The organism is Candidatus Spechtbacteria bacterium (assembly GCA_016188605.1).
Classification (GTDB): Bacteria; Patescibacteriota; Minisyncoccia; order Spechtbacterales; family JACPHP01; genus JACPHP01.
Genome location: JACPHP010000016.1, coordinates 1 through 24632, shown reverse-complemented (window position 1 = coordinate 24632; position 24632 = coordinate 1). Strand labels below are relative to the sequence as shown.

Below are 24632 nucleotides of genomic sequence, written 5' to 3'. Positions count from 1 at the left end.
TTATGGCAAAAATGCCCGAAACCATTTTCGCATTTTACCCACACTTCCATTTAATGATGAAAATTGAGGCCTTTGTATTCCGCCGTTTTCATCTTCAAGCTCAAGTCCCCAAAATACAAGCCCCAGAGCTGTGGCAAACGCCGGATCATCAACAGAATCAACAATGCCCTCAACTTCGCGCGGGAAACCAATTTGCACCGGTAAGCGCATACGCTCCTTGGCAAGGTCGATAATCAATGGAACCTTGGCGCCACCGCCTACAAGCACTACGCCTCCGGGCAAGAATGCTTCTTTGCCAATCTTGCGAAGTTCTTTGTTGGAAAAGTCAAACAACTCACCAAGACGAGCCTCTACTATCTCTGCGACATCTCGTCGCATAATCGTTCCCTCTTCTTGAGGATCAATTTTATTTAAATCAATCGTTTCTTTTTTTGATGCTTCTCGCACAAGAGCAAGCCCATATTCTTTCTTAACGCGCTCCGCAACATCAATTGATGTGCGCAAACCGATGGCAATATCGTTTGTTATATGCATGGACCCAATAGGAAACACGGCCGTATGCACGATATCTCCTTCTTCAAATACCACTAGACTTGTCGTACCGCCCCCGATATCTATGCAGACCACGCCGAGTTCTTTTTGTCTCTTACTCAATACCGCCTTGCTTGATGCAAAAGAATTCAAAACCATACCCGCCACCTCCAGTCCGGCTTCTTGCGTGCAGCGTTTTAAAATTTTAATATATGGGCTTGATCCTCCAACAATAAGCGTGTTTACTTCGAGGCGCACGCCGTTCATTCCGACCGCGTCATGAAGCCCACCCTCGCCATCAACTATATATTCGCTAGGGAAAACATGCACTATTTCACGGTTTGAAGGAAGAGAAATTGCCTGCGCCGCAGCTAATACTCGCTCTACATCTTCATTTGAAATCTCTTGGTCAGCTCGGGATACCGCAACAACGCCCTTGCTGGGAATGCAAGAAATATGAGTTCCTCCTACGCCAACATATACGCGCTCGATAGCCACACCTGAAACACGCTGAGCCTCAGCAGCAGAATGACGAATGCTTTTTATTACCTCGTCAGCATCAACGACTGTACCTCTGCGCATACCTGCCGAAGGAGCAGCGCCCACGCCAATAATTTGCGGAATAACAACATCATGTCGCTTTTGCGCGACAATGGTGTATACCATACTCGTTCCTATATCTAAACCTGCAACTATATGATCGCGTGGCATAAGAGCAACTATTATTGTACTCATCTAAAATCTCAACATGTTATCGCAAAACTCAAATCGTAAATCTCAAATCTACATCTTAAATCGAAAATCTTCATCAAGAGGTTTTATGTAATTTCAAGATTTGAGTTTTAGTTTTGCGATTTGATTTTCCGCCAGAGGCGCCTGTTCGCCTCTGGCGGGGATCAGCCTATGGCTGAAAGTTTTGAGATTATGGCGTGTGTGCTGTCTTGTACCCCAATTTATGTAAAATAAAATCTTCTTGATTGTGCACCCACCTCGTTTCCTTTTCATTCTTCTCATGATGATGACCAAATACATGCATGGTGCCATGAATAAGCGCGTGAGCAAGTTCATCTTCAAAGCGCACTCCTCGTACCTTCGCCTGTTTTTTTATAAGAATTGGACACACAACAATCTCTCCGACGCGGTGCTCCGGATCATTTAATGAATCCTCGTATTCAAATGAAATTACGTCTGTTGCCGTGTCTTGATTACGAAATTTATTGTTAAGCGCTCGCGACTCTACCTTCCCTACAAAAAAAACAAAAATGCATCCGTCCCGATATTGCTTCTGCCATGCCTTAGTCGAAGACGTGGGCAATTCTCTTTGCACGCGCAGACCGGCCTCTTGAACAAGATTACAGACACCCCGAGTTGAAATACGCGCTCTTGTAAAATTTTCAACCTTACAATTAATCAAACTCTCGTCCATATTATAAAGAAAATTTTACGATTTCCTCCACGAGTATTCTCACTCGCGCACCATCCGCTTGCCCGCGAATTTGCTCCATAACTTTTTTCATAATAAGCCCTACATCTTTTACGCCCTGCGCTTCCATCATAACACGAGATATGACTTGTTTCACATCTTCATCGCTTAGTTGGGCTGGCCTATACATCTCCAATACCTTCAATTCTTTTTGTTCTTGATCTACAAGATCTTGCCTTCCTCCTTTTGCATATAGTTCAATTGCTTCTTGGCGTTTTTTTATTTCTTTCGCCACCAGCGCCACTACCTCGGCATCATCAAGGCCTAGCTCTCTCTTCATCAGCTCAATTTCCTTGCGCGTAATTTCCGCGCGCAGCATGCGCAAAACAGACTTTGCGACTTCGTCGCCAGCCTTCATCGCTGTAACCAGATCACTATTGATGCGAGTTTGAAGATTTCCCATGAACCCTGCTATTTTATTATCTCTTTCCTCCTTTCTTTACATTTTTCTTGGCCCTGCCGAGCTTCACTAATTTTTGATACTCCGCGCGGCGTTGGTTGCGCTCAAGAGCCGAGCTTAAACGACGATTCTTGCTTGTAGGTTTTATGTAAAATTGATGCTTGCGCACCGATTTTATCACACCTGATTTTTGCACATGCGTAGTAAAACGTCGCAAAAGCGCGCCCATTGCCTCGCGTTCTTTTCGCTCAACGATAATGTTTGATAATTTCTGTGTCATAAAAAACTAATTTTCAATTTTCAAAATTCAATTTTCAATGAATAACTAATGAACTAATTTTCAAACACTAACTAGTAAATCGAATCATTGAAAATTGTAAATTGAAAATTAAATTGTGATATCCTATTTTAATTTGAAATTTATTTGTCCTCCTTCCATCCGCCAAGTAAGTGCAAATGCAAATGCGGAATTATCTGCCCTCCGTCCTTGCCAACATTCACTCTTAGCTGATAACCGCTACCTATCCCCCGCTCCCTAGCCATTTTCTTTGCAAGCAATACCATTTCTCCCACTAATTCTTTATCGCTTTCCTCAAGCTCATTTACCGAATCTATATGCTTCTTTGGAATAATTAGTAAATGCACTGGCGCGCTTGGACGAATGTCGCGTATTACTACCATTTTGTCATTCTCGTGCAAGATCTCTGCTTCTTTTTTCTTGCCAGCAATGGCACAAAAAATACAATTTTTCATAATCTTTTAGTAAGTAATGGGTCGCGCGCCCAAGGCGCGCGTGTTCTACAAACTACTTACCGCCCACTACTAACCTTTACTTTTAACCTGCAAATCTTTTTTTCAAATACGATACAATTTGTTCAAGCGGCACTGTTTCCTGTATGCCGTTTTCCATTTCGCGCACGATTACAGTTCCGTCGATCGCCTCTTTCTGCCCAAGAATAAGCGCAAACTCCGCGCCAACTTTATCGGCAATCCTTAACTGAGATTTAATTGACGCGCGACCGAGTGATTCCTGCACGGGAATTCCCGACAAACGAAATCGCTCCATCAATCCCAAGCTTTTTTTCTTAGCCAAATCACCAAGCTGAACCAAAAATACACGTATCCGCGCCTCTTTCCCAAAAGTAGCTTTCTTCTCCTCTAATATATTCATAATGCGCTCCATGCCCATCGCCATGCCAACTGCTGGCGTATCCTTTCCTCCAAGTAATCTTACCAAACCATCATAACGACCGCCCCCAGCAAGCGCAACTGGCGTTTGCTCTGTTGAGGTAGATACATCGCCCGCGAAGATTTCAAATACGGTTTTAGTATAGTAGTCCAGGCCGCGTACAAGATAATGGTTGACTATATATGAAAACCCGGTGGCGTCCATATATTCCAAGACTAACTTGAAATGATTATGGCACTCTTCGCAAAGATAATCAAGTATTGGCGGAACTTGCGTTCGCACGCGCTGGCACTTCTCATCTTTACAATCAAGTATGCGCAAAACATTTGTTTTATAGCGCGCGCGGCAATCCGCGCACACCTGCCGCAATTTACTGCGATAAAAATCTTTTAAAGCTTTTTTGTAGTGCGGACGGCACTGGTTGCATCCTATACTATTTATGTGGATTATGAATGGACCAACATGCAGGGATTGCAACGCAACTGCGCAAAATTGAATAATTTGCACATCCAGCACTGGATCCTGCTCACCGATTGTTTCCAAGTCAAACTGGTGAAATTGTCTATACCTGCCTGATTGCGGACGTTCTCTGCGAAACACCGGGCCCGAAGCATAGAGCTTCATTGGCGATGCTAGGTTGGGCATTCCATGCTCCAGATAGGCACGTATAATTCCCGGAGTCATTTCTGGACGCAATGTCAGTGAGTCGCCTCCCGCTGTTTTTAGTGTATACATTTGCTTTTGCACTATTTCGCTGCTCTCACCGGTTCCTTTTATGTAAAGTTCCGAATCTTCCATTATGGACGTGTCGATTCTCTGGAAACCATAAAATTGCGCTATGGAGCTAAGCGTGTCGTTTATTTTTTGCCAAACATTTTGCTGTTCCGGCAAAATGTCATGCATCCCCGATGGAATTTGAAAATTATTCTTCATATTCTTTATACTTATAAACTCGGTTACAATGCGGGTTCAGAGTACTGCACCTCATTAACTGAGCCGAACTCTTCTATTGGCCATGGCCGAGCCCACGCGCGGCCGATAACTGCGTTTAATGGCAGTGGCCCCCAATGGCGCGAATCATACGAAGCGGCACGATTATCACCCATAACAAATAGCTTATTATCATCAATGCGAGCGGTTAACTCACCGAATGTTTGCAGATCGCCCAAATATGGTTCACTAAGCTTCCAGGGTTGCGCGTCGCTTTGGCGTTGGATATAAACAGAACCGTCATGTATTTGCAAGGTTTCACCAGGAAGGCCAATTACTCGCTTTATATAAAACTGCGAAGGGTCTCCTGGGAAACGGAATACAACCGTATCCCCCCTCCTTGGTTCATAAAAACGATATGAGAGTTCGTCAATAATAAGGTAGTCGCCGTCCAGAAAGGATGGCTCCATGCTTGCCCCGCGTACAAAAAACGGCTGGGTAACAAAGTACCTAATCGGCAAAATAATAAGAAGGGAGATCACTACGATGCGCAGCGCCTCCCCCACAAATGCCCGAAACTCTTTTAAATCAAACATGTACTATTTTTGGTCTGCAATTTTATGCTAAACAACGCTATTTTAGCATAGAAATACGACTTTGCAAATGGCGGCTGTAAAAGACCATTTTCGCCCGGCCTGCCCTTTGCTATGATACTTGTATAATGAGTGCTAATCAAAACAACCGTGGCGGTGTAAAATTTATTTTCCTAGTCGGCTTTTTGAGTGCCGTAGTTTTAGGCGCTGTGACAAAAGACGCGATTATGTCTTTTGTTAACACAACCAATGGACAAAAATTACAGCAAATAATTACCGAAGCAAAAGACGCGGTTCCCGTCGCCTCGCTTCCTCTTACTCCGGAGGTAAAATTGCAAGGCGAAGAAACAGGCCGCGTAAATGTGCTCATCCTTGGCATTGGCGGCGAAGATCATCCTGGCTCGCTCCTGACAGATACTATCATGCTCGCCTCTTTTGATACCGTGAATATAAAGGCAGATATCTTCTCTATTCCACGCGACCTTGCTGTTTCAGTACCCGGTCGCGGAACTATTACAAAAATAAATGCGCTTTACGAGTTTAGCGGCAGCGCTGTATTCCCAAATCCTGGTGGCGTGGATCTTATCCAGCAGAAAGTGCAAGAAATTACAGGCATTAAAGCTCAGTACTATTTTATCGCCGACTTTGACGCGCTAACACAAGTAATTGATGATGTCGGTGGCATCTCTATTCCACAAGAAGATTCTTTAAAAGATAAAACTTTCCCTACGGATGACCGCGGATTTGAAACTTTCGCCGTACAACGCGGATGGCGTTACCTCAACGGGCAAGATGCGCTAAAATATGTTCGCACGCGCCACACTGGCAATGGTGACTTTGACCGCATGCGCCGCCAACATACCGTGCTCCTTGCGCTCAAACAAAAAATACAAGGGCTCAATTCTGTAAAGGATCTGCCAACAATTATAAAAATCTATCAGCACGCGCAAAGCCATATTGCGTCAAACGCGTCTATCGGGGAGATTCAGCGTGTATGGAATATTACAAAAGGATTCTCGCAAGGCAACGTAGAATTTCATGTAATAAGCTCTGAGCCAGATAATCTGCTTGTTTCAAAAATTGCAAACTGGGACGGCCAGCAAGCATATACTTTACAGCCCAAAGCAGGCCTGGAAGATTATTCACAGATACAACAATTCATCCAACAAATACTTTCGCCGACAACGTAATCGCTCGCTAGGGGTAGTCATTTAATAATTATCAACACTATGACGGAATCAACAAATAAAATTATAATCCTCGGCCTTGGCAATATTGGCAAAGAATACGAGGGCTCTCCGCACAACGCCGGCTTTATGGTTGTTGACGCTGTGGCAAAAAAGTTAAACGCGCAATTCCGCCCCGCTAGAGGTGGTACCTCTAACGGGGCAAGCGTATCATATGAGAATTATGCTATTACTCTGGTAAAGCCCACTACCTTCATGAACAAATCTGGCACTGCGCTTCACGAATTATTAAAAAATCTTGAACTGCCGCATGAAAATATTTGGGTGATACACGACGATGTTGACCTTGTGCTTGGTACTATAAAGATTGTACAAAACCGCGGCGCCGGCGGACACAAAGGTGTTGCTTCTATTATAGATACACTTGGCGCAAATAATTTCACGCGCTTTCGTGTCGGCATCCGCCCCGCGCGCATGCCTGCAAGCAGATCAATGGATATTATGAACGCGTTTGTCGTTAAGCCATTCGGTGGAAAAGAAAAAGAAGAGTTTGCGGACGCAATCGCGCGCTGCACCGAGGCTATTTTTGTCGCGCTTGATAAAGGAATTGCGCGGGCGATGAATGAGTTTAATTAAAATTTAGCAATCACAATACAAAGAACGCCGTGGATTTACCCAGAATGCTCTTTATATTCAACTATCTTGACCAAACGATCTAAAAAACCTACCGTGTTCTCATCACTTCGTCAAGCCAAAAACTAAATAGCTATTATCTCGTCGCCCTCACCCCCCACTCTTTGGAAAAGGGCGTTTTGTGGTTTGAGGAAAACTGGCACCATATTCTTTCATCTCGCACGGAACGTTCTTGGTGGAACTACCAGCTATTCGAAATATACCCGAACCAAAAAATTTCCCTCTCGGAATTTTTACGCAAACTAGACGATCTTGGCTATCGCAAAGAGCAATCGGTACATAACCCTGGCGACTTTGCGGCGCGCGGCGGAATTGTTGATGTATTTGCGCTCACGATGCGCACGGCGCTGCGCATTGAGTTCCAAGGAAATACCATCGACACAATTTCGCCGATATTCTCAATCAAAAACGAGGAGCTTGAAAAACCGTTAAAAAAATTAATTGAAAAACGCGCGTCTCCCCTGCCGCAGATGCCGCTTGTTGAGGGAATGTTTGTAGTACACGAAGATCACGGAATAGCTCGGTTCGCGGGAATTGAGGGTCTGACCCTCCAAGGAGGGTCAGACCCTCCTTTTGCCAATCATAGAAACGATACTGCGCTTAAACGTGAAGGGCAATATCTTATTCTAGAGTATGCCGCTGGCGACAAAATTCTCGTCCCTGTTGAAGTTGCGCGTAAAGTAACACCCTACATCGGCTTTGGTACGCCGACTATTCATCGTCTTGGCGGCAACCTGTGGGAAAAGACAAAACAGAAGGCCCGCGATGATATTATTAAAACCGCGCAAGAACTAGCGCAAATATACGCCAAACGCGAGCTTGCGACACGAGAGCCATACAGCGCGGAGCGCGCTATGGAAGAAGATTTTGCTTCGCAATTCCCGCACGAAGAAACGCGAGATCAAACAGTCGCGATCCAGGAAGTATTTTTGGATATGGAAAAAGAATATCCTATGGATCGCTTAATTTGCGGCGATGTGGGGTTTGGCAAAACCGAGATTGCTTTGCGCGCCATAGCCCGCGCGGTATTTTCCGGCCGCCAGACGGCGCTCATTGCGCCAACGACTGTGCTCGCGTGGCAGCACTTTCGCACCTTACAAGAACGCATTGCCGCATTTCCTATTCGCGTGGCTATGCTTTCTCGAATAACATCAAAACAAGAACAAAAAGAAATTCTTGAGGGCCTGGCCAGTGGCGCTATTGATATTGTTATCGGCACGCATCGCCTACTGAGCAAAGATGTTCGCTTCAAAAACTTGGGATTGCTTGTGGTTGATGAGGAGCAAAGATTTGGCGTGCGCCACAAAGAGCACATGAAAAAAATGCGCGCGCATATTGATATTCTTTCGCTGTCGGCAACGCCAATTCCCCGCACGCTTTCATTCACGCTTTCCGGCCTGCGCGATGTCAGCATCATTCAAACTTCTCCGCCAAATCGCATGCCAATAAAAACTATTGCGGCGCCGTGGGATAAAAAGATAATGCAAAAAGCTATTGAAGAAGAGCTGGCACGCAACGGACAGATTTACTTTCTGCACAACAAAGTGCAAACAATTTACAAAGTCGCGCAGGATGTCCGCGAGCTCTTTCCAGATGCCAGAGTTGAAGTGAGCCATGCCAAGCTTCCCGACCACCAGCTCATCGCCACTATGGACGAATTCCGTAAGGGCAAAATTGATATACTTGTTGCAACTACCATTATTGAAAATGGCCTTGATATTTCTAACGTCAACACGCTAATAGTTGATGATGTCACGCGGCTCGGCCTAGCGCAGGCGCACCAAATTCGCGGTAGGATCGGTCGCGGCGACGTACAGGCCTACGCGTATTTGCTTTACCCCGAAAAATCTCTGGACGACGCGGCCAAAGAACGCGTGGAGACTTTGGAAACATTGCAATTCTTAGGCGCCGGTTATCAAATAGCATTAAAAGACCTTGAGATGCGCGGCGCCGGCAACCTGCTTGGCCGCGACCAGAGCGGCACGCTCAATAAAATCGGCTTAAACCTTTATTGCCAAATGCTGCAGGACGCGATTGAGAAAATAAGAACAGAAATACAGATGCCATAATTACAGCCAAGAGGACTGCGTTATGAATAACTTGCCCTCTTGGGTAATTATGGCATCTGTATTCTTTTTTATGCACACGTGCCTTTTTCTTCTGGCTACGATATACTGCAAAGCAAATGACACAACAAGAAAAATTTCCAGTTTCTCAAATCACAAATAGCGACGAAACCTATCCTGCGTTACTAAAAGAAATTCACGACCCGCCGTCACCGCTATATATAAGAGGTGATATTACAACAACGCAAACAATTCCATTTGTTGCAATTGTTGGCACGCGCAAATGCACTTCTTACGGAAAACAAGTTACAATGAATCTTGTGCGTGATTTGACACGCGCCGGCGTTGGCATTGCAAGCGGCATGGCGCTTGGCATAGACACGGTGGCGCATCAAACAGCGCTTGAAGAAAATGGCAAAACCATTGCCGTGCTTGGCTCTGGCATAGATGATGCTTCTATATATCCCCGCGCCAATATGCGGCTTGCAAAAAACATTCTTGAAAATGGCGGCGCAATAGTAAGCGAATACGAGCCAGCCAGCCCGACTTATCCATCTAATTTTCCAGCACGCAATCGCATCATCGCTGGCCTCGCCCGTATGACAGTTGTTATAGAAGCGCCATACGAGAGCGGCGCTCTGATTACAGCGCGCTTTGCGCTTGAACAAAACCGCGACGTAGGAGCTGTGCCGGGTCCGCTGTACACCAAACAATCGGAAGGAACAAATGATTTTATTGCAAAAGGAGCTGTGTGCGTGCGCTCTGCTAGCGATATTCTACAAGCCCTTGGTATAGAAAATGCGCATGCGGGCACGAAACAACAGCCAATCTTCTCTTCACCCGAAGAAGAAAGAGTATATAAGACACTGCAAGACACTGGCACGCCTCTCTCTATTGACAAGATTATAGAATTAACTACATTATTACCTTCGCAAGTCGTTTCTTGCATTAACTCATTAAAACTTGCTAATAATGTTAAAGATGTGGGAGGTGAACGATATATATGCAACGCATAAAAAAAACAGCACAAACAACAAAAGAAACTCAACTAATTATAGTAGAGTCGCCAACTAAAGCTAAAACCATTAGCAAATTTTTACCCAGTGAATACACCGTGGAATCTTCGTATGGCCACGTGCGTGATTTGCCAACATCAACTCTGGGCGTGGATACCGAGCACGACTTTGCGCCAAAATATATTGTTCCGATGAAAGCAAAAAAGCGCGTTACGGAATTAAAGAAAAAAGCCGCTGCCGTAGATAGCGTCATACTAGCTACCGATGCCGACCGCGAAGGGGAAGCAATTTCCTGGCACTTGGCGGAGGTATTAAAGCTAAAAGATTACAAGCGCATCGTGTTCCATGAAATTACCAAAACCGCGATTGAACACGCGCTAGAAAGCCCGAGAAAAATTGACGACAATCTTGTCGACGCGCAGCAGGCGCGCCGTATTCTTGACCGTCTTGTCGGATACAAACTTTCGCCTTTCTTGTGGAAAAAAGTTATGCGTGGGCTGTCCGCCGGCCGCGTGCAATCAGTGGCCGTGCGCCTTGTTGTTGACCGTGAACGCGAAATTGAAAAATTCGTACCGCAAGAATACTGGTCGGTTGAAGCCTGGCTTCAACCGCGCGGAGTAAACGCGGAAAAGGACGCGGAATTACGCGAAACCTTTCTTGCCAGACTCTACGCCAAAGACGAAAAGCCTTTAGAAAAATTAGACGTACATAATAAAAAAGATGCGGATGAAATATTAAATTCTCTCAAATCCGCCGATTGGAGCGTGAAGGATATCGCGCGCAAAGAAACGAAACGAAATCCCATGCCGCCATTTACTACTAGCACCCTTCAGCAGGAAGCTGCGAGAAAATTAGGATTTTCTGCAAAGCGCACCATGATGCTCGCGCAAAATTTGTATGAGCGCGGATATATCACATATCACCGCACAGACTCGCTGAATATCACGGATTCCGCTCTTTCTGGCGCGCGAGATTTTATTGAAACAAAATACGGCAAACAATTCTGGGCTGGCGCGCCGCGTTTATTTAAAACAAAATCAAAAGGCGCGCAGGAAGCGCACGAGGCAATTCGCCCCGCCTTCGCTGAAGCTATGGCGGGCAAGCCTGCTTATTCCGACCGCGAACCGGGAGCAATAAAGATGGAGGATGCTCAACGAAAACTTTACGCGCTTATTTGGCAAAGATTCATCGCAAGCCAGATGGCGCAAGCAGTGTTTGATTCAACCGCGGCGACAATTGCTACCGGCACACCTTACACCTTCCGCGCCAATGGCTCCATTATGAAATTTGAAGGATTCTTGCGCGTCTATCCTGTAAAAGTAGAGGAAAACGAGTTGCCTGATCTAAAGAAAGATCAGCCGCTTATCTTGGATAAACTTGCTGACGACCAGCATTTCACAGAACCGCCCGCGCGATATAGCGAGGCAAGCTTAGTGAAAGCGCTTGAAGAATTTGGCATCGGCCGCCCTTCCACTTACGCGCCAACGCTTTCTACGATTCAAGAAAGAAACTACATCACTAAAAACGAACAGAAACGTTTTCAGCCAACAGAAATTGGTATCACGGTTACGGACCTGCTCGTGGAGCACTTCCCGCAAATTGTAGATATTCAATTTACTGCCAATGTTGAGCAGCAGCTTGACGAAGTTGCAACGGGTGAAAAAAATTGGGTAAAAATTTTGCATACATTTTATGATCCATTTAAAAAACTTCTTGAAGAAAAATACGAAGAAGTAAAAAAAGCTACGCCGCCAGTGGAAGAAACAGACAAAATCTGCCCGCAGTGTGGAAAGAATCTTGTTATCCGCAACGGACGTTTCGGACGCTTTTACGCGTGCTCCGGTTTCCCGGATTGCAAATATACCGCGCCGCTTGAGCAGGCATCATCTTCATTCCCACAAGTTAAATGCCCAAAATGCTTGGCTGATCAAGCAAGGCGAGACAACCCGGGATTTGTAAAAGAAATACGCACCAAGCGCGGAAAAATATTCTACGGCTGCAGCAGGTACCCTGAATGTGATTTTGCAGTGTGGGATAAGCCGCAAATCGAAGGAGGGGGTGATACTTCGACTACGCTCAGTACAGGCAACGCAAAAGTAGTCCTCTGCCCGAAATGCGGTAATGCGCTAGTTGAAACTAAAAAAGGTATTAAGTGCTCTAGCAGGGAATGTGATTATAAAGAAGAGAATTAGGAAATTCCGCCACGCAGTCGCGTGGCGGAATTTTTGTCTGCCGCTATTCAGCGACCTGCGTAGCTGGAACCTCAAGCCAATGACATGTGTCGGGATACTTTTCACGAAGATACGGCAACCACGACTTGGCCGCAGGGGAAAGTGCCCGAAAAAAAATCGAGAAAAAGAATGCCGCAAGGGTTGTGGTAATCCTCGACCTATCCCTGGACATGAGGTCGCGGGTTGCGACTTATTCGACAATACACTAACCCACCATACCGCCGTCTAAAGCCCAACTCATCGCAAGGGGCACAGCGTAACAGCTATGCCCCTTTTCCATTTCAGTTGAATTTCACTTAACATACACGGCCGTGTATGTTAAGTGAAATTCAACTGGTTTAGCGCATGCCATTTGGCAATACAAGATTATTTTACACCCACAATTTTTCATGATATAATTTATCTCCGATGACCCTTACGCAAGAACAACAAACAACGGATATTGAAAAAACGCTCAAACGAATTTTATCTTGTTTTAAGAAACAAAAAGATAGAATGCTTATTGAACGCGCTTTTGTGATGGCAAGAAATGCCCACGAGGGGCAATTCCGAAAATCCGGCGAGCCCTACGTTGTGCATCCGCTTGATGCCGCTCTCACTCTTGCCCTGATGCACCTTGACCCATCTACCGTTGCCGCGGCTATGCTGCACGACGTTGTTGAAGACACCAATATCACAGAAAAAGAACTTGAAAAGGAATTCGGCGAAGAAATAAGCTTCTTGGTGAATGGCGTAACAAAATTGGGAAAATTAAAGTATCGCGGGGCTGAACGACACGCAGAAAACTTGCGCAAAATGCTTCTTGCAATGGCAGAAGATATTCGTGTTGTGCTGATTAAGTTTGCTGACCGCTTGCACAACATGAAAACACTTTCGGCGCTGCCAGAAGCAAAACGCCGCCGCATCGCGCTTGAAACAATGGAAATCTACGCGCCGATTGCCATGCGTCTTGGTGTCGCGGAAATTGCCAAACAGCTTGAGGACTTGGCATTTCCCCATCTCTATCCCGACGAATACAAGTTTATTGATGAAGAAGTAAAAAAACGCTATCCCGCGCGCGGACAGTATCTTGATCGCGTAAAACCTATGCTTCTGCGCGAATTAAAAAAAGAAAAAATCGTGCCACTGGAGGTTCATGCGCGCGCAAAGCACATGTACAGCTTGTGGCGAAAATTACAAAAATACGATTACAATTGGGACGCGATTCACGACCTAGTTGCCGCGCGCATCATCGTAAAATCGATTGAGGAATGTTACGCCGCGCTCGGCGTAATACATAAACTATGGAAGCCATTGCCCGGCCGCATTAAGGATTACATTGCCCTACCAAAAGGAAACGGCTACCAAAGCTTGCATACCACGGTTTTTTGCGTGGACGGTGTTACGACGGAGTTTCAGATTCGCACGCCGGAAATGCACGAACACGCGGAAAATGGTATCGCCGCGCACTGGGCATACAACGAAAAAGGGAAACCAAATAAGGGCGCGAAAGCAAACGACCCAAAGCTCTCTTGGGTGCGCCAAATCAGTGATTGGCAAAAAGAAATCGCGGAGTCAGAGGAACTAATGGAAAATCTCAAAATAGATATTTTCAAAGACAGAATCTTTGTATTTTCTCCGCGAGGCGATGTGTTTGATTTGCCAGAAGGAGCAACTCCGGTTGACTTTGCCTATGCCATTCACTCCACTCTCGGAGATGAGTGCGGCGGCGCGCAGGTAAATGGCAAAATGGTTCCACTAAACTACGAACTCCAGAGCGGCGATGTGATAGAGATTATTCGCGCCAAAGGACGCGAGCCTTCTCGCGCATGGCTAGAGTTTGTTAAAACAAACCAGGCGCGTTCGCATATTCGCACGTGGCTAAAGAAAAAAAATCGCGATGAAAATCTTTTGCGTGGACTTGAAATAATAAACCGTGAGCTTGAGCTATACAAACAATTATCTTGGGACAAGCTGCCTAAAGAGAAAAAGGAGGAATTACTCTCTCATCTTGCGAGTAAAACGCTTGATGATATTCTTATAGGCGTTGGCTTAGGCGAGATTTCCTTGCAAAGAGTCATCCGTTATCTGGTTGATGAGAAAGATGTTTTTACTGATAAAATTCAGCCCGTAACTTTAGAGAAAAAAAACAAAGGCAACGATTCTTTCCCTATTCGTATCTCTGGCCAGAAAGGCATGAAAGGACGCGTCGCGCAATGTTGCACGCCAATCGCCGGTGAACCTATAATCGCGTATATCACGGTACGATCTGGCGCAAGCATTCACAAAAAAAATTGTCATAGCGTCCGCACTGTTAAGGAGGACGGCAGGTTACTCCCTGCTTACTGGGATAAGGCCTCGCAAGCAAAAGCTGCCTTAGTTTCTCTTGTAGTTTTTTGTTACGACAGGGTAGGACTGATGCAGGATATCAGCACTGTTGCTGCTAACCAAAATATCAACATTGCCACGCTGAGCGTGCGTACGGAAAATGATGTTGCCGCAATATCGCTAACGATAGAGGTGCGTTCGTTGGAGGAATTACGAGGATTCATCAGTAAAATTAAAGCAATTCGCGACGTGCGCGAGGTCAAACGGGCGTAAAACAAACTGCGCGGCTAATAGCCGCGCAGTTTGTTTTACGCCCGTAGATTTACAAATACTTATCTGGTTTTCGTCCAACGTTTCATCCAAACCACCATTTCATCCCGCGAAGTAAATTCTAAAGCTAAATGAGCTTTGTTTTTGTCCGCTCGCGCAACTACTTTTTTGGCGTTAAATAACAACTTTTTTAGCCTTTCCGTAAGTTCTGTCAATTCCGGATCTTGATATGCGCGCAGAATTGCTTTGGCTGATGGTTTGTTGATAATTTCATGCGCGCGATCTTCAGCATCATTCGCTGACATGCCCTTTTCGCATATTTCATTAAAAAACTTTATCTGCTCCTCCGATGTTTTCAAAGAAAGTATTGGCTGCGTGTAATTCGCAGTGATCGTGCCGTCACGAACCGCGTCCTGAATAATTTGCGGCAGGCGCAATATGCGCAACGTATTAGTAATCCTTGGCCTACTCTTCCCCACCTTAGCTGCAATATCAAATTGTGAAAGCCCAAACTCCTCCTGCAAACGCTTGTACGCTAAAGCTTCTTCGATTGGATTTAGATCGTAGCGCTGCAAATTTTCAATCAAAGAAATTTCCAATTTTTCATTTGGAGTTGCGTTACGAATAACAACAGGCACTTGCGGCAGATGCGCCAATTTTGCCGCGCGTAACCTGCGCTCGCCGGCAATAAGCTCATAACGCACCTTTCTGCCATAAGGCACGTCTTCCTCAATCTTGTTTACAATTAACGGCTGGAGAATACCGTATTTGCGAATTGAATCTGCGAGCGAATTTAATTCCTCTAGATCAAACTCCTTGCGAGGCTGATATTGATTGGGAGAAATATTTTCTGTTTCTATTAAAAAAACGCTTTGCTTTGATTTTCCGTCTTGAAATTCTGTTTGTTTACGAGGAGGTATAAGTGACTCTAGTCCGCGCATATGCCATAATTCTCAGCGAGGCAAATCTTGCATGGCAAGATGCCGCCGAGATGTTAGAATTATGAGCACTTAGTATATATTTTCAACGCGGCTTCGTTTAAAATATATACTAAGTGACAATATAATTTAGCTTATAAGATTAATATAAGGATTAAATAATTATCCGCGGCGCTCCGGATGAAACCTTAATCACCTCATCTGCAAACTGTTGATACGCTCGCGCGCCCTGCGAGTCCGGATCAAATTGAAAAATTGTTTTACCATACCCGGGAGCTTCCGCTAAACTAACATTGCGCGGAATAACTGCGTCAAAAACATATCCGGGGAAATTTCTACGCAACTCTTTGGTAATGTAACGCGCAAGACGATTACGTTTGTCATACATTGTAAGCAACGCGCCCATAACTTTTACGTCTCTTTGTAAATTATCTCGTATTAAATCAACTGTTTCAAGAATCTGCCCTAGCCCTTCCATCGCATAATATTCACATTGCACTGGAATTATTACCTCGTCGGCGGCTACCAGCCCATTTAACGTAAGGAGCCCAAGGCTCGGCGGGCAATCAATAAGAATAAAATCATAAACATTGCGCAAGCGAGAGACAATGTCATATAGGCGAAACTCTCTATTTTTTTGCGTTACTAGTTCAACAGACGCACCCGCAAGGTCCGGTGATGATGGAAATACGTGATATCCAAAAATACCCGTTTCGCGGACAATGTCCTCGGGGAGAACTCCACCAACAAGACTATGATAAAGGTTTGGGCTGATACGATGCGGCTGAAGCGAGAGCGCGGATGTCGCATTAGCTTGCGGATCAAGATCAATAAGAAGCGTGCGCTTGCCCTTGGCGGCAAGATACACGCCAAGATTAACCGCGGTAGTGGTTTTTCCCGTTCCTCCTTTCTGGTTGCAAAGGGTTATAACTTTTCCCATGAATTATATTCAAAAAGTGTTTTTACTATATCATAATGTGGATTCGTTGACAAAATGATATTTTTTTCATATCTTATATATAAGATCATAAGGTATACGGAGGGATTCGATGGGAAGAAATTGGTTCGATTGCCAATGTTCAAACCCTACGTGCAAGCATAACTTCCAGACTCTTATTGGAACACCTATGAGATGTCCTATCTGCAAAGAATACGTAAAGATAGAGACTATCAAACCAACTATTGAAAGGTAAAGAGACCTAGGACTTTCAGTTCCAATCGCCAAGGTAGCAGACGTATCATGGGCGAAACTAGATTGTTTCGCCTTTACTTCACTTATTATAATTCTAGCTGGCAGATTTATCCCGTACAAATGATGCCGGGGTGGTGGAATGGCAGACACGCGAGACTCAAAATCTCGTCTTCGCAAGAAGGTGAGGGTTCAACTCCCTCCTCCGGCACCAAGACTAAAACGACCTCGTGTCGTTTTTTTTGCAAGTTGAATTTCACTTAACATCAACGGCCGTTGATGTTAAGTGAAATTCAACTTTTATTATTATGTTTTTTAATTTCCTAAAATCATCTTTAGTTGTCCTGCCGTTACCGGCCCTACTCGCAAAATCTTTGGACTATGTCCTGTTAAATCCACAACGGTTGAGGGCGGTGAAGATTTAAGCGTGCCAGCATCAATAACAAAATCGGGATAGCGAGCATGCTCGCGAAATTGCACGAGAATAGGATCAAGAGCAAGTGATGGCTGTTCGCCGGAAATATTGGCGGACGTACCCGAAATCGCCCCGCCAAATGCATGTATTAAATTAATACAAAATTGTGAAGCTGGAATGCGCAACCCAACTGTTTGCCCACCGGAAGCGACAAGCGAAGAAATTTTATTCTTCTTCCACAAAATAACAGTTACTGGCCCTGGCCAGAGCGACCCTAAAACCTTCTCTTGCTTTGCATCTATGAATGCGTATTCTTTTGCCATCGCGATACTATCCACAAGCACTGGCACGGGTTTATTCTCCGGCCTTTTTTTAAGCGCAAAAAGTCGACGCGCGGCGGCGTCGTTTTTAATATCTACGCCAAGCCCGTACAGCGTGTCGGTGGGGTAAATAATAACCCCGCCGTTTTGCAAAGCTTGTATTGCGCGCGAGATTACGTCTTCTTCGTTATCTTTTGCCAAAGAGAGTATATCCATGGGTAATTGCTATTTTTAATATCAATAATCCTTTGTGCCTGCTCTAGCGAGCTGACTTCATAATCAATTCCTGTAAAACAAATCTTGCCCTCACCTGCGCACGACCCGATATTACCTAGGCCAACACCATCTCGCGACATTAAAATTGTCACAACAAAAGGGTGTCGCATTTTTACACTTCGCAGAATATCTTTATTGTCGTCAATGAAAATCGCGGACGGCTTAGTGCCTTTGCCTAAGTAATTGTGCAGCTCCTGAGATTTATCTTTATGCGATGTAACCTTTACAGATGAAAGGTATTTAGCAATGCCGCAGCCGTTAATTTTTTCTGCTTGAATACGCTCGTCGCCGAACGACAGCACGTGCAGTTCGTGGCCAGCACCTTGTAGGGTCGCGAGAAACGAAATGGTGTCGGGATAAACAAATCTTTCGCTTGCTCTGCACAAAAGATTGATGTTGCTAAGCAGATACGCAGAGTCAATCTGGCTGTATTTTTTCCCTAGCAATTCAATTTGATATTCTGGCACCCATTTTTGTGAATGATGCTGTTTGCACATCGCGTACGTTGCATAAACATCTTCGGCGCTTATCCCATGACGGGCAAAAACACCCGCCAGCGCACCGCGAAAAGCGTCAGCATCAAACAAAGTTTTATCAAAATCAAGTATTATTACTGAAGACATTGCAAAATTGTACGTGCGATTGCCGCACCGTTGTGTCTTACGGATGTGCGCGTCAGCGGATCTGACGGATCTTGCTTCACTACGGTAAAATCCACAAAGTCTCCGGATATGAAGCGAAGCTTATTTTTCTCGACCCTTCCCGCTCGCCCCGTTATAGGCATCGCCTCTAATGGGGCATGAACCGCTTCACCCATTCCCTGCTTATTCCAAAACTTCCGCGGAATAAAACGAGAATTGCACAGCACGTAATCGAAAATATTTTCTTTAGTGTATTGTTCTACGACTTTTGCATAGTCCCCTGGCGTAAATCCATCTGTATGCCCCGACTGCGTCATCAGGTTTGCGACAAAAAATTTCTTAGCCGAAGAATTAATAAATGCTTCCTTAATTTGCGGTACCAAAAAATTAGGAATGATGCTGGAAAATAAATTGCCTGGACCTACTACAATTGCGTCGGCATTCATCAACGCGCTCACTGCGCGAGGATTAGCAGAGACATTGATTGGCAGAAGTGAAAGACTTTCCAGATCCGCGCGTATTATATCGGATGACGTTATGCTATCTTCGCCACGCAATCTCTTTCCATTTTTCAAAAAAGCTACTAGGCTTGTTGGCTTAATTGTAACCGGCACTATTTCGTGATCTTGCACGTCAAAAAGATTTAATGCCTCATCAAGCGCCGACTGAATATCGCCGTTTTTTTCGTGCAAAAGCGCTAGCAGCAGATTGCCTATATTATGCCCTTTCAGCTTGCCTGTAGCAAATCTCGCGTGAAAATATTTTTGCCATGTTTCATTGCCAATCAGCGCGCCGAGGCATTGCCGCGCGTCGCCAGGCGGCACCATGTTAAAATCCTTGCGCAGACGGCCGGAAGAGCCGCCGCTGTCCGCGGTTGTCACAAGCACTGAAACACGCGCCGGCAAGTCTTTAAGGCCAGTTAAAATACGCGAGGTGCCAGTTCCCCCGCCCACCAACGCGATACGAAATTGCGTCTTTTTTTCTTGCATAAGATAGTGTTTATGGTATAGCATAAGAAAAGATTATCGCAATAGCGATTAATGTTCTTTGCATCAATAGGAGGTCAAATTGAAAATTCCAACATACGCAGACTCGGTCAAACGACAAACAAAAATAATTACACTGATACAAGCGGGTGTTATAATAATTGACCCCGACCATATCTACATTGAAGACAAAGTGTCGGTAGGGAGTGGCACGATTATTTATCCGGGCGTAGTTATTGAAGGCGGGACAACCATTGGCCGCGAATGTGTAATTGGTCCCAATAACTATATCGCTGATTCTCGCATAGCAGATAACTGCGTGATTGGCACATTCTGCAGGATAGAATCCTCCGTGATAAATCCGCAATGCAAAATTGAGGACAACGCCCAAATAAAACGCTCTTTCCTTGGAATGCGCGTAAAGGCAAAACATTTTTGCTATATTGGCGACGCGCGCATTGGAGCGGAGTGTAATATCGGGGCAGGAGCGGTTTTTTGCAACTACGATGGCGTGCATAAAAACAAAACCGTTTTGGATAAGTCGGTGTTTGTAGGATCCGGCAGTATGCTTGTCGCTCCTCTGCATGTTGGTAAATACGCATATATTGCCGCCGGATCAATCGTAACAAAAGACGTGCCCGAAGCAACCCCGCAAACCAAAAATCGCGGCACGCTAGTTATTGCGCGCGGGCAAAGAGACCGAACGATATTAGAAGCGCTGGGAGTTATTGGAGATATTCTTCAAGAGCGCTCTGGGATCATGACGGTGTCTAATCTAGTTGAACAATTTGATACTCAAATTCATAAAGTCGGCTACGTCCGCGTGGACAAAGACGGCTGGCATATTGAAAAGCCCGGGACTTAGTCCCGGGCTTCTTTTTTATAGATCTATAAGGGCAATAATAATTGGATCTGCGAGAGTAGTCACTTCCTTGTGAGGATACTGTGCGTGTTGATTAGTATGACGCCCGTCAAAGCGCTTGATCCAAATAGTGCGCACGTCTGATTCAGAAAGCTCATCTTCTCTTACAGAATCAAGTTCGGATGCCTTGTCGTCAATCATAATAATCGGACCGCCGTATTTTCCAAAAAGTTCCCGTATTACATGGGACTTTTTGCGAGTTGGTGGAACAACGATAATATCCGTACAGGCAATTTGCGAGATTTCTATTTTTTTTCGCTGATAACTTTCCTCTCCGGAGGTTACTATGATAACAGGAATCCCGTGAGCAAGCCACGCGTTCACTTGCGAAGTGCTATCATCGTAACACGTCAAGTGTCCAAGAAGCCAATAGTCGAATTCTCTTTCAATGGCAATAGTATCGTCACACTTCAATAAACCAGCAACTTGGATAGCGTCAATCAAGGCGCAAATAGTAAACCCAACAAGCGCTGTTACTTTGCCATAAATCTCTCTGACTGCTTCGAGGGAAACGCCGCGGCTCGTAAAAATAGCAAAAAGACCAGAATAGCCCGGATCGTCCATGTGGGCAAGTGTGTTGTCAAAGTCAATCGCAATGCACCGCACCATTTTTTTGCCCTCCCTTACTCAAGTGTTTAAACTAGTATAAATGAATTCTATTCCTTGTCAATAAAATCGTAATGAAAATGCGTTAAATCCACAGAATAGGCGTACACCGCGACAAAGACGGCTGGCATATTGAAAAGCCCGGGACTTAGTCCCGGGCTTCTTTTTACCATCTTACTTGAACTTGAAAGAGTGGCGCGCATACAGCCTTCAATTCATTCTGCATATCAACGTCTCCTCTAACATCAATGCGCCGGGCTAGCGCTCTAACTTCTTCTAGCGAAAAAAGACCGTACGAATCTCCGCCCGCCACCTCTATACGATTTACTTCGCCCATCAGGGCAACGGCTATAGTACTGCTCAAGGCCTCTCCCTCGCCAACAACAGCGCTAAGAAGCCCGACAATACCTTCTATCATTTCTCGTCTTTCCCCCACCACATGGCGGATGACTTCCTTCTCTGCTCCAGATAGCTTGTTAACGCTCATCGCGCTCTCCTTTCTAATCTATAAAATTTCTACAGTAAAAGCATTAAAATGTCAACTATTCCACGGTCACACTCTTCGCCAAGTTCCTTGGCTTGTCTACGTCGCGGCCGTTAAGTACGCCAATATGATACGCCAAAAGCTGAAGCGGCAAGACACTTAGCAGAGGCGTGAGCATCTCCAAGGTTTTGGGAATATAAATAACGTCATCGGCAAGCGCGCTAATTTTTGTGTTGCCCATTGTTGTCACCGCGATGATTTTTCCTTTGCGCGCTTTTATCTCCTGTATATTTGAAAGCATTTTTTCATACACCGAATCTTCCGGCGCGATCGCGATGGTCGGGAATTTGTCGTCTATAAGCGCGATTGGGCCATGCTTCATTTCGCCCGATGCGTATCCCTCTGCGTGAATATATGAAATCTCTTTTAATTTCAAAGCTCCCTCAAGGGCAATTGGAAAATTATATTTTCTGCCAATGTAAAGCGCGTTTTGCGCGTTGCGGTATTTTGCCGCTATTTTTTTAATCGCCGCGTCCTGCTTTAAAATTTCCCTCATGTGTCCGGGAATAAGCGCGAGTTCGTTTGCGATGCGCTTTCCTATCACGACCGACATGCCGCGCTGGCGTCCCAAAAACAAAGTCAAAAGCGCTAGCACTGCAAGTTGCGATGTAAAGGCTTTTGTGGACGCAACTCCAATTTCCGGACCGGCGTGATTGTAAACGCCAGCGTCTGTCTCGCGGGCAATTGTGGAGCCGACGACATTAACGATACCGAGCGTCATCGCGCCTTTTTCTCTTGCCTCGCGCAGCGCCGCGAGCGTGTCAGCAGTTTCGCCAGATTGAGAGACCGCTAACACCGCGGTACGCGAATTAAGCAAAGGTTTGCGGTAACGAAACTCTGAAGCAAAATCAACTTCCGTGGGAATGCCGGCGTATTCCTCTAGCATATATTCGCCCACCGAAGCGGCGTACGACGCAGTCCCGCAGGCAATGATATGCACTTTTTCAATATCTCGAAGTTTTTCTTTTACAACTTCAAGGCCGCCTAGTTTTGCTTTTCCGTCTTGCGCGAGAATGCGCCCTCGCAAAGAATTCTCTATCGCATCCGGCTGCTCAAAAATTTCCTTGAGCATGAAATGCGGATACCCGCCTTTTTGCGCCGCTTCAAGATTCCACTCCAGTTGCTCTACCGCAGGATTGCGGGCTTCGTAATTTTTCGTTGTGATACTGAATGAATCAGGAGTAATTACTGCAATATCGCCGTCCTGCATATAAACCACATCTTTGGTATGCGCAAGAACCGCAGAAGCGTCCGAGGCAATGATATGCTCTCCCTTGCCAACGCCAATAAGCAGGGGGCTTGAAAGGCGCGCCGCAATTATTTTATCCGGCTCGCGCGAGCTTAAAACAGCAAGGCCGTAAGTTCCACGCACCATACCTAGCGCCTTGTGCACCGCCTTTTCCAAACTATTTTTATACAGAGATTCAATTAGATGCGCAAGCACCTCGGTGTCGGTGTCTGAATGAAAAACATGTCCTTCTTTTTGCAAATGCTCTTTAAGGGTTTGATAATTTTCAATAATACCGTTATGAGCGACTGAAATTGTTTTCGTGCAATCAAAATGAGGGTGAGCGTTTTTCACTGATGGCTCACCGTGCGTTGCCCAGCGCGTATGAAAAATAAACGGCATGCCTTCAAAAGGATGTTCGTAAAATTTCTTTTCAAGCTCGCTGATACGGCCAACCGCGCGCAACGAAACTATACGCTTTTTTTTAGCGTCATAAACAGCCATACCGGCGGAATCGTATCCGCGGTACTCCAAACGCTTCAGGGCCTCGAGCCCCAAACGAGGATCATTGTTTTTGCCTATGTAGCCGACGATTCCGCACATGCCATAATTGCCCGTTAAGGCAAGTTACTTTGTAACACAGCCTTAACGGCTGCAATTATGAGCATCCAGCGAAGCTGGATACCTTATTATTAACCTTGATAAACAAATTAATAAGCACAAACAAGAGCACTTAGCTTTTAATTTTTTACAAAAAATTAAAAGCTAAGATACCCTTGCCGTTTAGTATATATCCCCACTGTAGCAAATAGCTATAAAAATAAAAGAGGTTACCGCAATAATCTCAAACTAGCAAAAAGGAGGGTCAGACCCTCCTTTTTTTGATGTTAGACATCGGATGTCTAACACTCCTACATCAACAAAAAGTACCTGACCCTTTTATCCAAACGTGTATGCTAGGTCCTAGACTTCCTAGTCCTAGGATTAGCCTGATACGTACCTAAATTATTCTGTTCCTACTTGTTCAATAATTAACATTTGTAAAGTAAATTGATCGTCGTCACCTCCAGATCCGGGATTAACATCAATGCATTGGATAGAAAAACTGATATCTGCAGTGCTATCTACACCTGCAGTTCCATACGCAATTCTAGAACCACTTGCATCTCCGGTAAAACTTAGGTTGTTATATGCAATCTGGGAAGAAGTGCTGTCTCGATTATATAATAATCCAGAAACTTCAGTGACAGAATTGCCAAATGCTAGGGAATGGCTATTGGTAACAATATTAGTTCCTGCTATATCTATAAGGAAGTTGATCTGATCTGCAGTTCCTATGGCAACAGTACTAACTAAAGCTGTCCACCTTATCCCTTTGTTTGTAGACAAAAGATTTGCTGGAATTGTATACGTCCCTCCCGTCAAATTCGTATCCGTTGTCGCGCAAGTCGTCGCCGCCTGTGCCGCGCTCACCCGGTGAAGGATCGTCGTCCCTCCTCCCGCCGCCGCTTGGAACGTTGGAGCCGCTCCCGCGCCATTGGAGGTAAGAACTTGGGCGGCTGTTCCTGCGGCGACTGTTGTGGCAACGCCCGAAGCGTCCCAGGTGATAAGTTCACCGTCTGTGCCGTTTGCTAAAGCTGAAACAGGAATGCCCGTTACATTCGTCATCAC

General features: G+C 45.3%; 23 protein-coding genes and 1 tRNA gene. 8 read left to right on the top strand and 16 right to left on the bottom strand.

All coding sequences use genetic code 11. The annotated features are described in order from the left end of the window. The 7 genes from ftsA to lepB all read right to left on the bottom strand — a co-directional run bounded on the left by ftsA (nucleotide 1) and on the right by lepB (nucleotide 5129). Nucleotides 1–1266, bottom strand: a complete 1266-nt coding sequence (ftsA, locus tag HYV65_03505) for a cell division protein FtsA (protein ID MBI2463269.1) — start codon at nucleotides 1264–1266, stop codon at nucleotides 1–3. Nucleotides 1267–1453: 187 nt separating this feature from the next. Continuing rightward, complete coding sequence (gene ybeY / locus HYV65_03500; protein MBI2463268.1) at nucleotides 1454–1957, bottom strand: rRNA maturation RNase YbeY; 504 nt, start codon at nucleotides 1955–1957, stop codon at nucleotides 1454–1456. 1 nt (nucleotide 1958) lies between these two features. Continuing rightward, the gene (locus tag HYV65_03495) at nucleotides 1959–2417 is read right to left on the bottom strand and encodes a GatB/YqeY domain-containing protein (GenBank protein MBI2463267.1); all 459 of its coding nucleotides are present in this window, start codon (nucleotides 2415–2417) and stop codon (nucleotides 1959–1961) included. Nucleotides 2418–2433: 16 nt separating this feature from the next. Then, nucleotides 2434–2694, bottom strand: coding sequence for a 30S ribosomal protein S21 (rpsU, locus tag HYV65_03490; protein MBI2463266.1), 261 nt, complete (start codon nucleotides 2692–2694; stop codon nucleotides 2434–2436). A 140-nt stretch (nucleotides 2695–2834) separates the two neighbouring features. Further along, nucleotides 2835–3167 (bottom strand): histidine triad nucleotide-binding protein, encoded by a 333-nt coding sequence (locus tag HYV65_03485; GenBank protein ID MBI2463265.1) that lies wholly within the window; start codon nucleotides 3165–3167, stop codon nucleotides 2835–2837. Between the two features lie 82 nt (nucleotides 3168–3249). Next, nucleotides 3250–4536: a histidine--tRNA ligase gene (locus HYV65_03480; GenBank protein ID MBI2463264.1), complete on the bottom strand. Its 1287-nt coding sequence runs from the start codon at nucleotides 4534–4536 to the stop codon at nucleotides 3250–3252. A 23-nt stretch (nucleotides 4537–4559) separates the two neighbouring features. Continuing rightward, a complete protein-coding gene (gene lepB / locus HYV65_03475; GenBank protein ID MBI2463263.1) occupies nucleotides 4560–5129 on the bottom strand; it encodes a signal peptidase I in 570 nt (189 codons plus the stop codon). Nucleotides 5130–5254: 125 nt separating this feature from the next. Between lepB and HYV65_03470 the strand changes: the two genes are divergently transcribed. The 6 genes from HYV65_03470 (at nucleotide 5255) to HYV65_03445 (ending at nucleotide 14899) form a co-directional block, all read left to right on the top strand. Beyond that, the gene (locus HYV65_03470) at nucleotides 5255–6316 is read left to right on the top strand and encodes an LCP family protein (GenBank protein MBI2463262.1); all 1062 of its coding nucleotides are present in this window, start codon (nucleotides 5255–5257) and stop codon (nucleotides 6314–6316) included. 39 nt (nucleotides 6317–6355) lie between these two features. Beyond that, nucleotides 6356–6949, top strand: a complete 594-nt coding sequence (locus tag HYV65_03465) for an aminoacyl-tRNA hydrolase (GenBank protein ID MBI2463261.1) — start codon at nucleotides 6356–6358, stop codon at nucleotides 6947–6949. A gap of 161 nt (nucleotides 6950–7110) precedes the next feature. Continuing rightward, nucleotides 7111–9075, top strand: a complete 1965-nt coding sequence (locus tag HYV65_03460; protein ID MBI2463260.1) for a DEAD/DEAH box helicase — start codon at nucleotides 7111–7113, stop codon at nucleotides 9073–9075. Nucleotides 9076–9191: 116 nt separating this feature from the next. After that, nucleotides 9192–10088: a DNA-protecting protein DprA gene (gene dprA / locus HYV65_03455; GenBank protein ID MBI2463259.1), complete on the top strand. Its 897-nt coding sequence runs from the start codon at nucleotides 9192–9194 to the stop codon at nucleotides 10086–10088. Then, the gene (gene topA / locus HYV65_03450) at nucleotides 10076–12280 is read left to right on the top strand and encodes a type I DNA topoisomerase (protein ID MBI2463258.1); all 2205 of its coding nucleotides are present in this window, start codon (nucleotides 10076–10078) and stop codon (nucleotides 12278–12280) included. Before dprA ends, topA begins: the two co-directional genes overlap by 13 nt. 447 nt (nucleotides 12281–12727) lie before the next feature. Further along, a complete protein-coding gene (locus HYV65_03445; GenBank protein MBI2463257.1) occupies nucleotides 12728–14899 on the top strand; it encodes a bifunctional (p)ppGpp synthetase/guanosine-3',5'-bis(diphosphate) 3'-pyrophosphohydrolase in 2172 nt (723 codons plus the stop codon). A gap of 59 nt (nucleotides 14900–14958) precedes the next feature. Here HYV65_03445 and HYV65_03440 read toward each other — a convergent pair whose 3' ends face one another. Further along, complete coding sequence (locus HYV65_03440; protein ID MBI2463256.1) at nucleotides 14959–15837, bottom strand: ParB/RepB/Spo0J family partition protein; 879 nt, start codon at nucleotides 15835–15837, stop codon at nucleotides 14959–14961. A 151-nt stretch (nucleotides 15838–15988) separates the two neighbouring features. After that, nucleotides 15989–16774, bottom strand: coding sequence for a ParA family protein (locus tag HYV65_03435; protein ID MBI2463255.1), 786 nt, complete (start codon nucleotides 16772–16774; stop codon nucleotides 15989–15991). A 377-nt stretch (nucleotides 16775–17151) separates the two neighbouring features. Here HYV65_03435 and HYV65_03430 point away from each other — a divergent pair. Next, nucleotides 17152–17237 (top strand) — tRNA-Leu (locus tag HYV65_03430). 101 nt (nucleotides 17238–17338) lie between these two features. Here the strand turns inward: HYV65_03430 and HYV65_03425 are convergent. From HYV65_03425 to HYV65_03415, 3 genes are read right to left on the bottom strand one after another with little or no spacing between them, the layout of a single operon-like run. Next, on the bottom strand, nucleotides 17339–17959 hold the full coding sequence (locus HYV65_03425; protein ID MBI2463254.1) for a threonylcarbamoyl-AMP synthase: 621 nt from the start codon (nucleotides 17957–17959) through the stop codon (nucleotides 17339–17341). After that, complete coding sequence (locus HYV65_03420; GenBank protein MBI2463253.1) at nucleotides 17932–18657, bottom strand: hypothetical protein; 726 nt, start codon at nucleotides 18655–18657, stop codon at nucleotides 17932–17934. The genes HYV65_03425 and HYV65_03420 overlap by 28 nt, the downstream gene beginning before the upstream one ends. After that, the gene (locus HYV65_03415; protein MBI2463252.1) at nucleotides 18645–19664 is read right to left on the bottom strand and encodes a YvcK family protein; all 1020 of its coding nucleotides are present in this window, start codon (nucleotides 19662–19664) and stop codon (nucleotides 18645–18647) included. The genes HYV65_03420 and HYV65_03415 overlap by 13 nt, the downstream gene beginning before the upstream one ends. Nucleotides 19665–19743: 79 nt before the next feature. On the opposite strand from HYV65_03415, the gene HYV65_03410 reads away from it, so the two are divergent. Next, the gene (locus HYV65_03410) at nucleotides 19744–20526 is read left to right on the top strand and encodes a hypothetical protein (GenBank protein MBI2463251.1); all 783 of its coding nucleotides are present in this window, start codon (nucleotides 19744–19746) and stop codon (nucleotides 20524–20526) included. A gap of 15 nt (nucleotides 20527–20541) precedes the next feature. Here HYV65_03410 and HYV65_03405 read toward each other — a convergent pair whose 3' ends face one another. From HYV65_03405 to HYV65_03390, 4 genes are all read right to left on the bottom strand, one after another. Next, nucleotides 20542–21192 carry an HAD family hydrolase gene (locus HYV65_03405; protein ID MBI2463250.1) on the bottom strand — a complete coding sequence of 217 codons (651 nt, stop codon included), beginning with the start codon at nucleotides 21190–21192 and terminating at the stop codon, nucleotides 20542–20544. A gap of 163 nt (nucleotides 21193–21355) precedes the next feature. Then, a complete protein-coding gene (locus HYV65_03400; GenBank protein ID MBI2463249.1) occupies nucleotides 21356–21676 on the bottom strand; it encodes a hypothetical protein in 321 nt (106 codons plus the stop codon). A gap of 55 nt (nucleotides 21677–21731) precedes the next feature. Further along, nucleotides 21732–23564 carry a glutamine--fructose-6-phosphate transaminase (isomerizing) gene (gene glmS / locus HYV65_03395; GenBank protein ID MBI2463248.1) on the bottom strand — a complete coding sequence of 611 codons (1833 nt, stop codon included), beginning with the start codon at nucleotides 23562–23564 and terminating at the stop codon, nucleotides 21732–21734. Between the two features lie 402 nt (nucleotides 23565–23966). Beyond that, nucleotides 23967–24632, bottom strand: a 666-nt coding sequence (locus HYV65_03390) for a hypothetical protein (GenBank protein MBI2463247.1), incomplete at its 5' end; no start/stop codon positions are given.

What these genes read in the sequence shown, in the direction of transcription:
- ftsA (MBI2463269.1), bottom strand. Translation starts at nt 1,266, where the DNA reads ATGAGTACAATAATAGTTGCTCTTATGCCACGCGATCATATAGTTGCA.
- ybeY (MBI2463268.1), bottom strand. Translation starts at nt 1,957, where the DNA reads ATGGACGAGAGTTTGATTAATTGTAAGGTTGAAAATTTTACAAGAGCG.
- HYV65_03495 (MBI2463267.1), bottom strand. Translation starts at nt 2,417, where the DNA reads ATGGGAAATCTTCAAACTCGCATCAATAGTGATCTGGTTACAGCGATG.
- rpsU (MBI2463266.1), bottom strand. Translation starts at nt 2,694, where the DNA reads ATGACACAGAAATTATCAAACATTATCGTTGAGCGAAAAGAACGCGAG.
- HYV65_03485 (MBI2463265.1), bottom strand. Translation starts at nt 3,167, where the DNA reads ATGAAAAATTGTATTTTTTGTGCCATTGCTGGCAAGAAAAAAGAAGCA.
- HYV65_03480 (MBI2463264.1), bottom strand. Translation starts at nt 4,536, where the DNA reads ATGAAGAATAATTTTCAAATTCCATCGGGGATGCATGACATTTTGCCG.
- lepB (MBI2463263.1), bottom strand. Translation starts at nt 5,129, where the DNA reads ATGTTTGATTTAAAAGAGTTTCGGGCATTTGTGGGGGAGGCGCTGCGC.
- HYV65_03470 (MBI2463262.1), top strand. Translation starts at nt 5,255, where the DNA reads ATGAGTGCTAATCAAAACAACCGTGGCGGTGTAAAATTTATTTTCCTA.
- HYV65_03465 (MBI2463261.1), top strand. Translation starts at nt 6,356, where the DNA reads ATGACGGAATCAACAAATAAAATTATAATCCTCGGCCTTGGCAATATT.
- dprA (MBI2463259.1), top strand. Translation starts at nt 9,192, where the DNA reads ATGACACAACAAGAAAAATTTCCAGTTTCTCAAATCACAAATAGCGAC.
- topA (MBI2463258.1), top strand. Translation starts at nt 10,076, where the DNA reads ATGCAACGCATAAAAAAAACAGCACAAACAACAAAAGAAACTCAACTA.
- HYV65_03445 (MBI2463257.1), top strand. Translation starts at nt 12,728, where the DNA reads ATGACCCTTACGCAAGAACAACAAACAACGGATATTGAAAAAACGCTC.
- HYV65_03440 (MBI2463256.1), bottom strand. Translation starts at nt 15,837, where the DNA reads ATGCGCGGACTAGAGTCACTTATACCTCCTCGTAAACAAACAGAATTT.
- HYV65_03435 (MBI2463255.1), bottom strand. Translation starts at nt 16,774, where the DNA reads ATGGGAAAAGTTATAACCCTTTGCAACCAGAAAGGAGGAACGGGAAAA.
- HYV65_03420 (MBI2463253.1), bottom strand. Translation starts at nt 18,657, where the DNA reads ATGTCTTCAGTAATAATACTTGATTTTGATAAAACTTTGTTTGATGCT.
- HYV65_03415 (MBI2463252.1), bottom strand. Translation starts at nt 19,664, where the DNA reads ATGCAAGAAAAAAAGACGCAATTTCGTATCGCGTTGGTGGGCGGGGGA.
- HYV65_03405 (MBI2463250.1), bottom strand. Translation starts at nt 21,192, where the DNA reads ATGGTGCGGTGCATTGCGATTGACTTTGACAACACACTTGCCCACATG.
- HYV65_03400 (MBI2463249.1), bottom strand. Translation starts at nt 21,676, where the DNA reads ATGAGCGTTAACAAGCTATCTGGAGCAGAGAAGGAAGTCATCCGCCAT.
- glmS (MBI2463248.1), bottom strand. Translation starts at nt 23,564, where the DNA reads ATGTGCGGAATCGTCGGCTACATAGGCAAAAACAATGATCCTCGTTTG.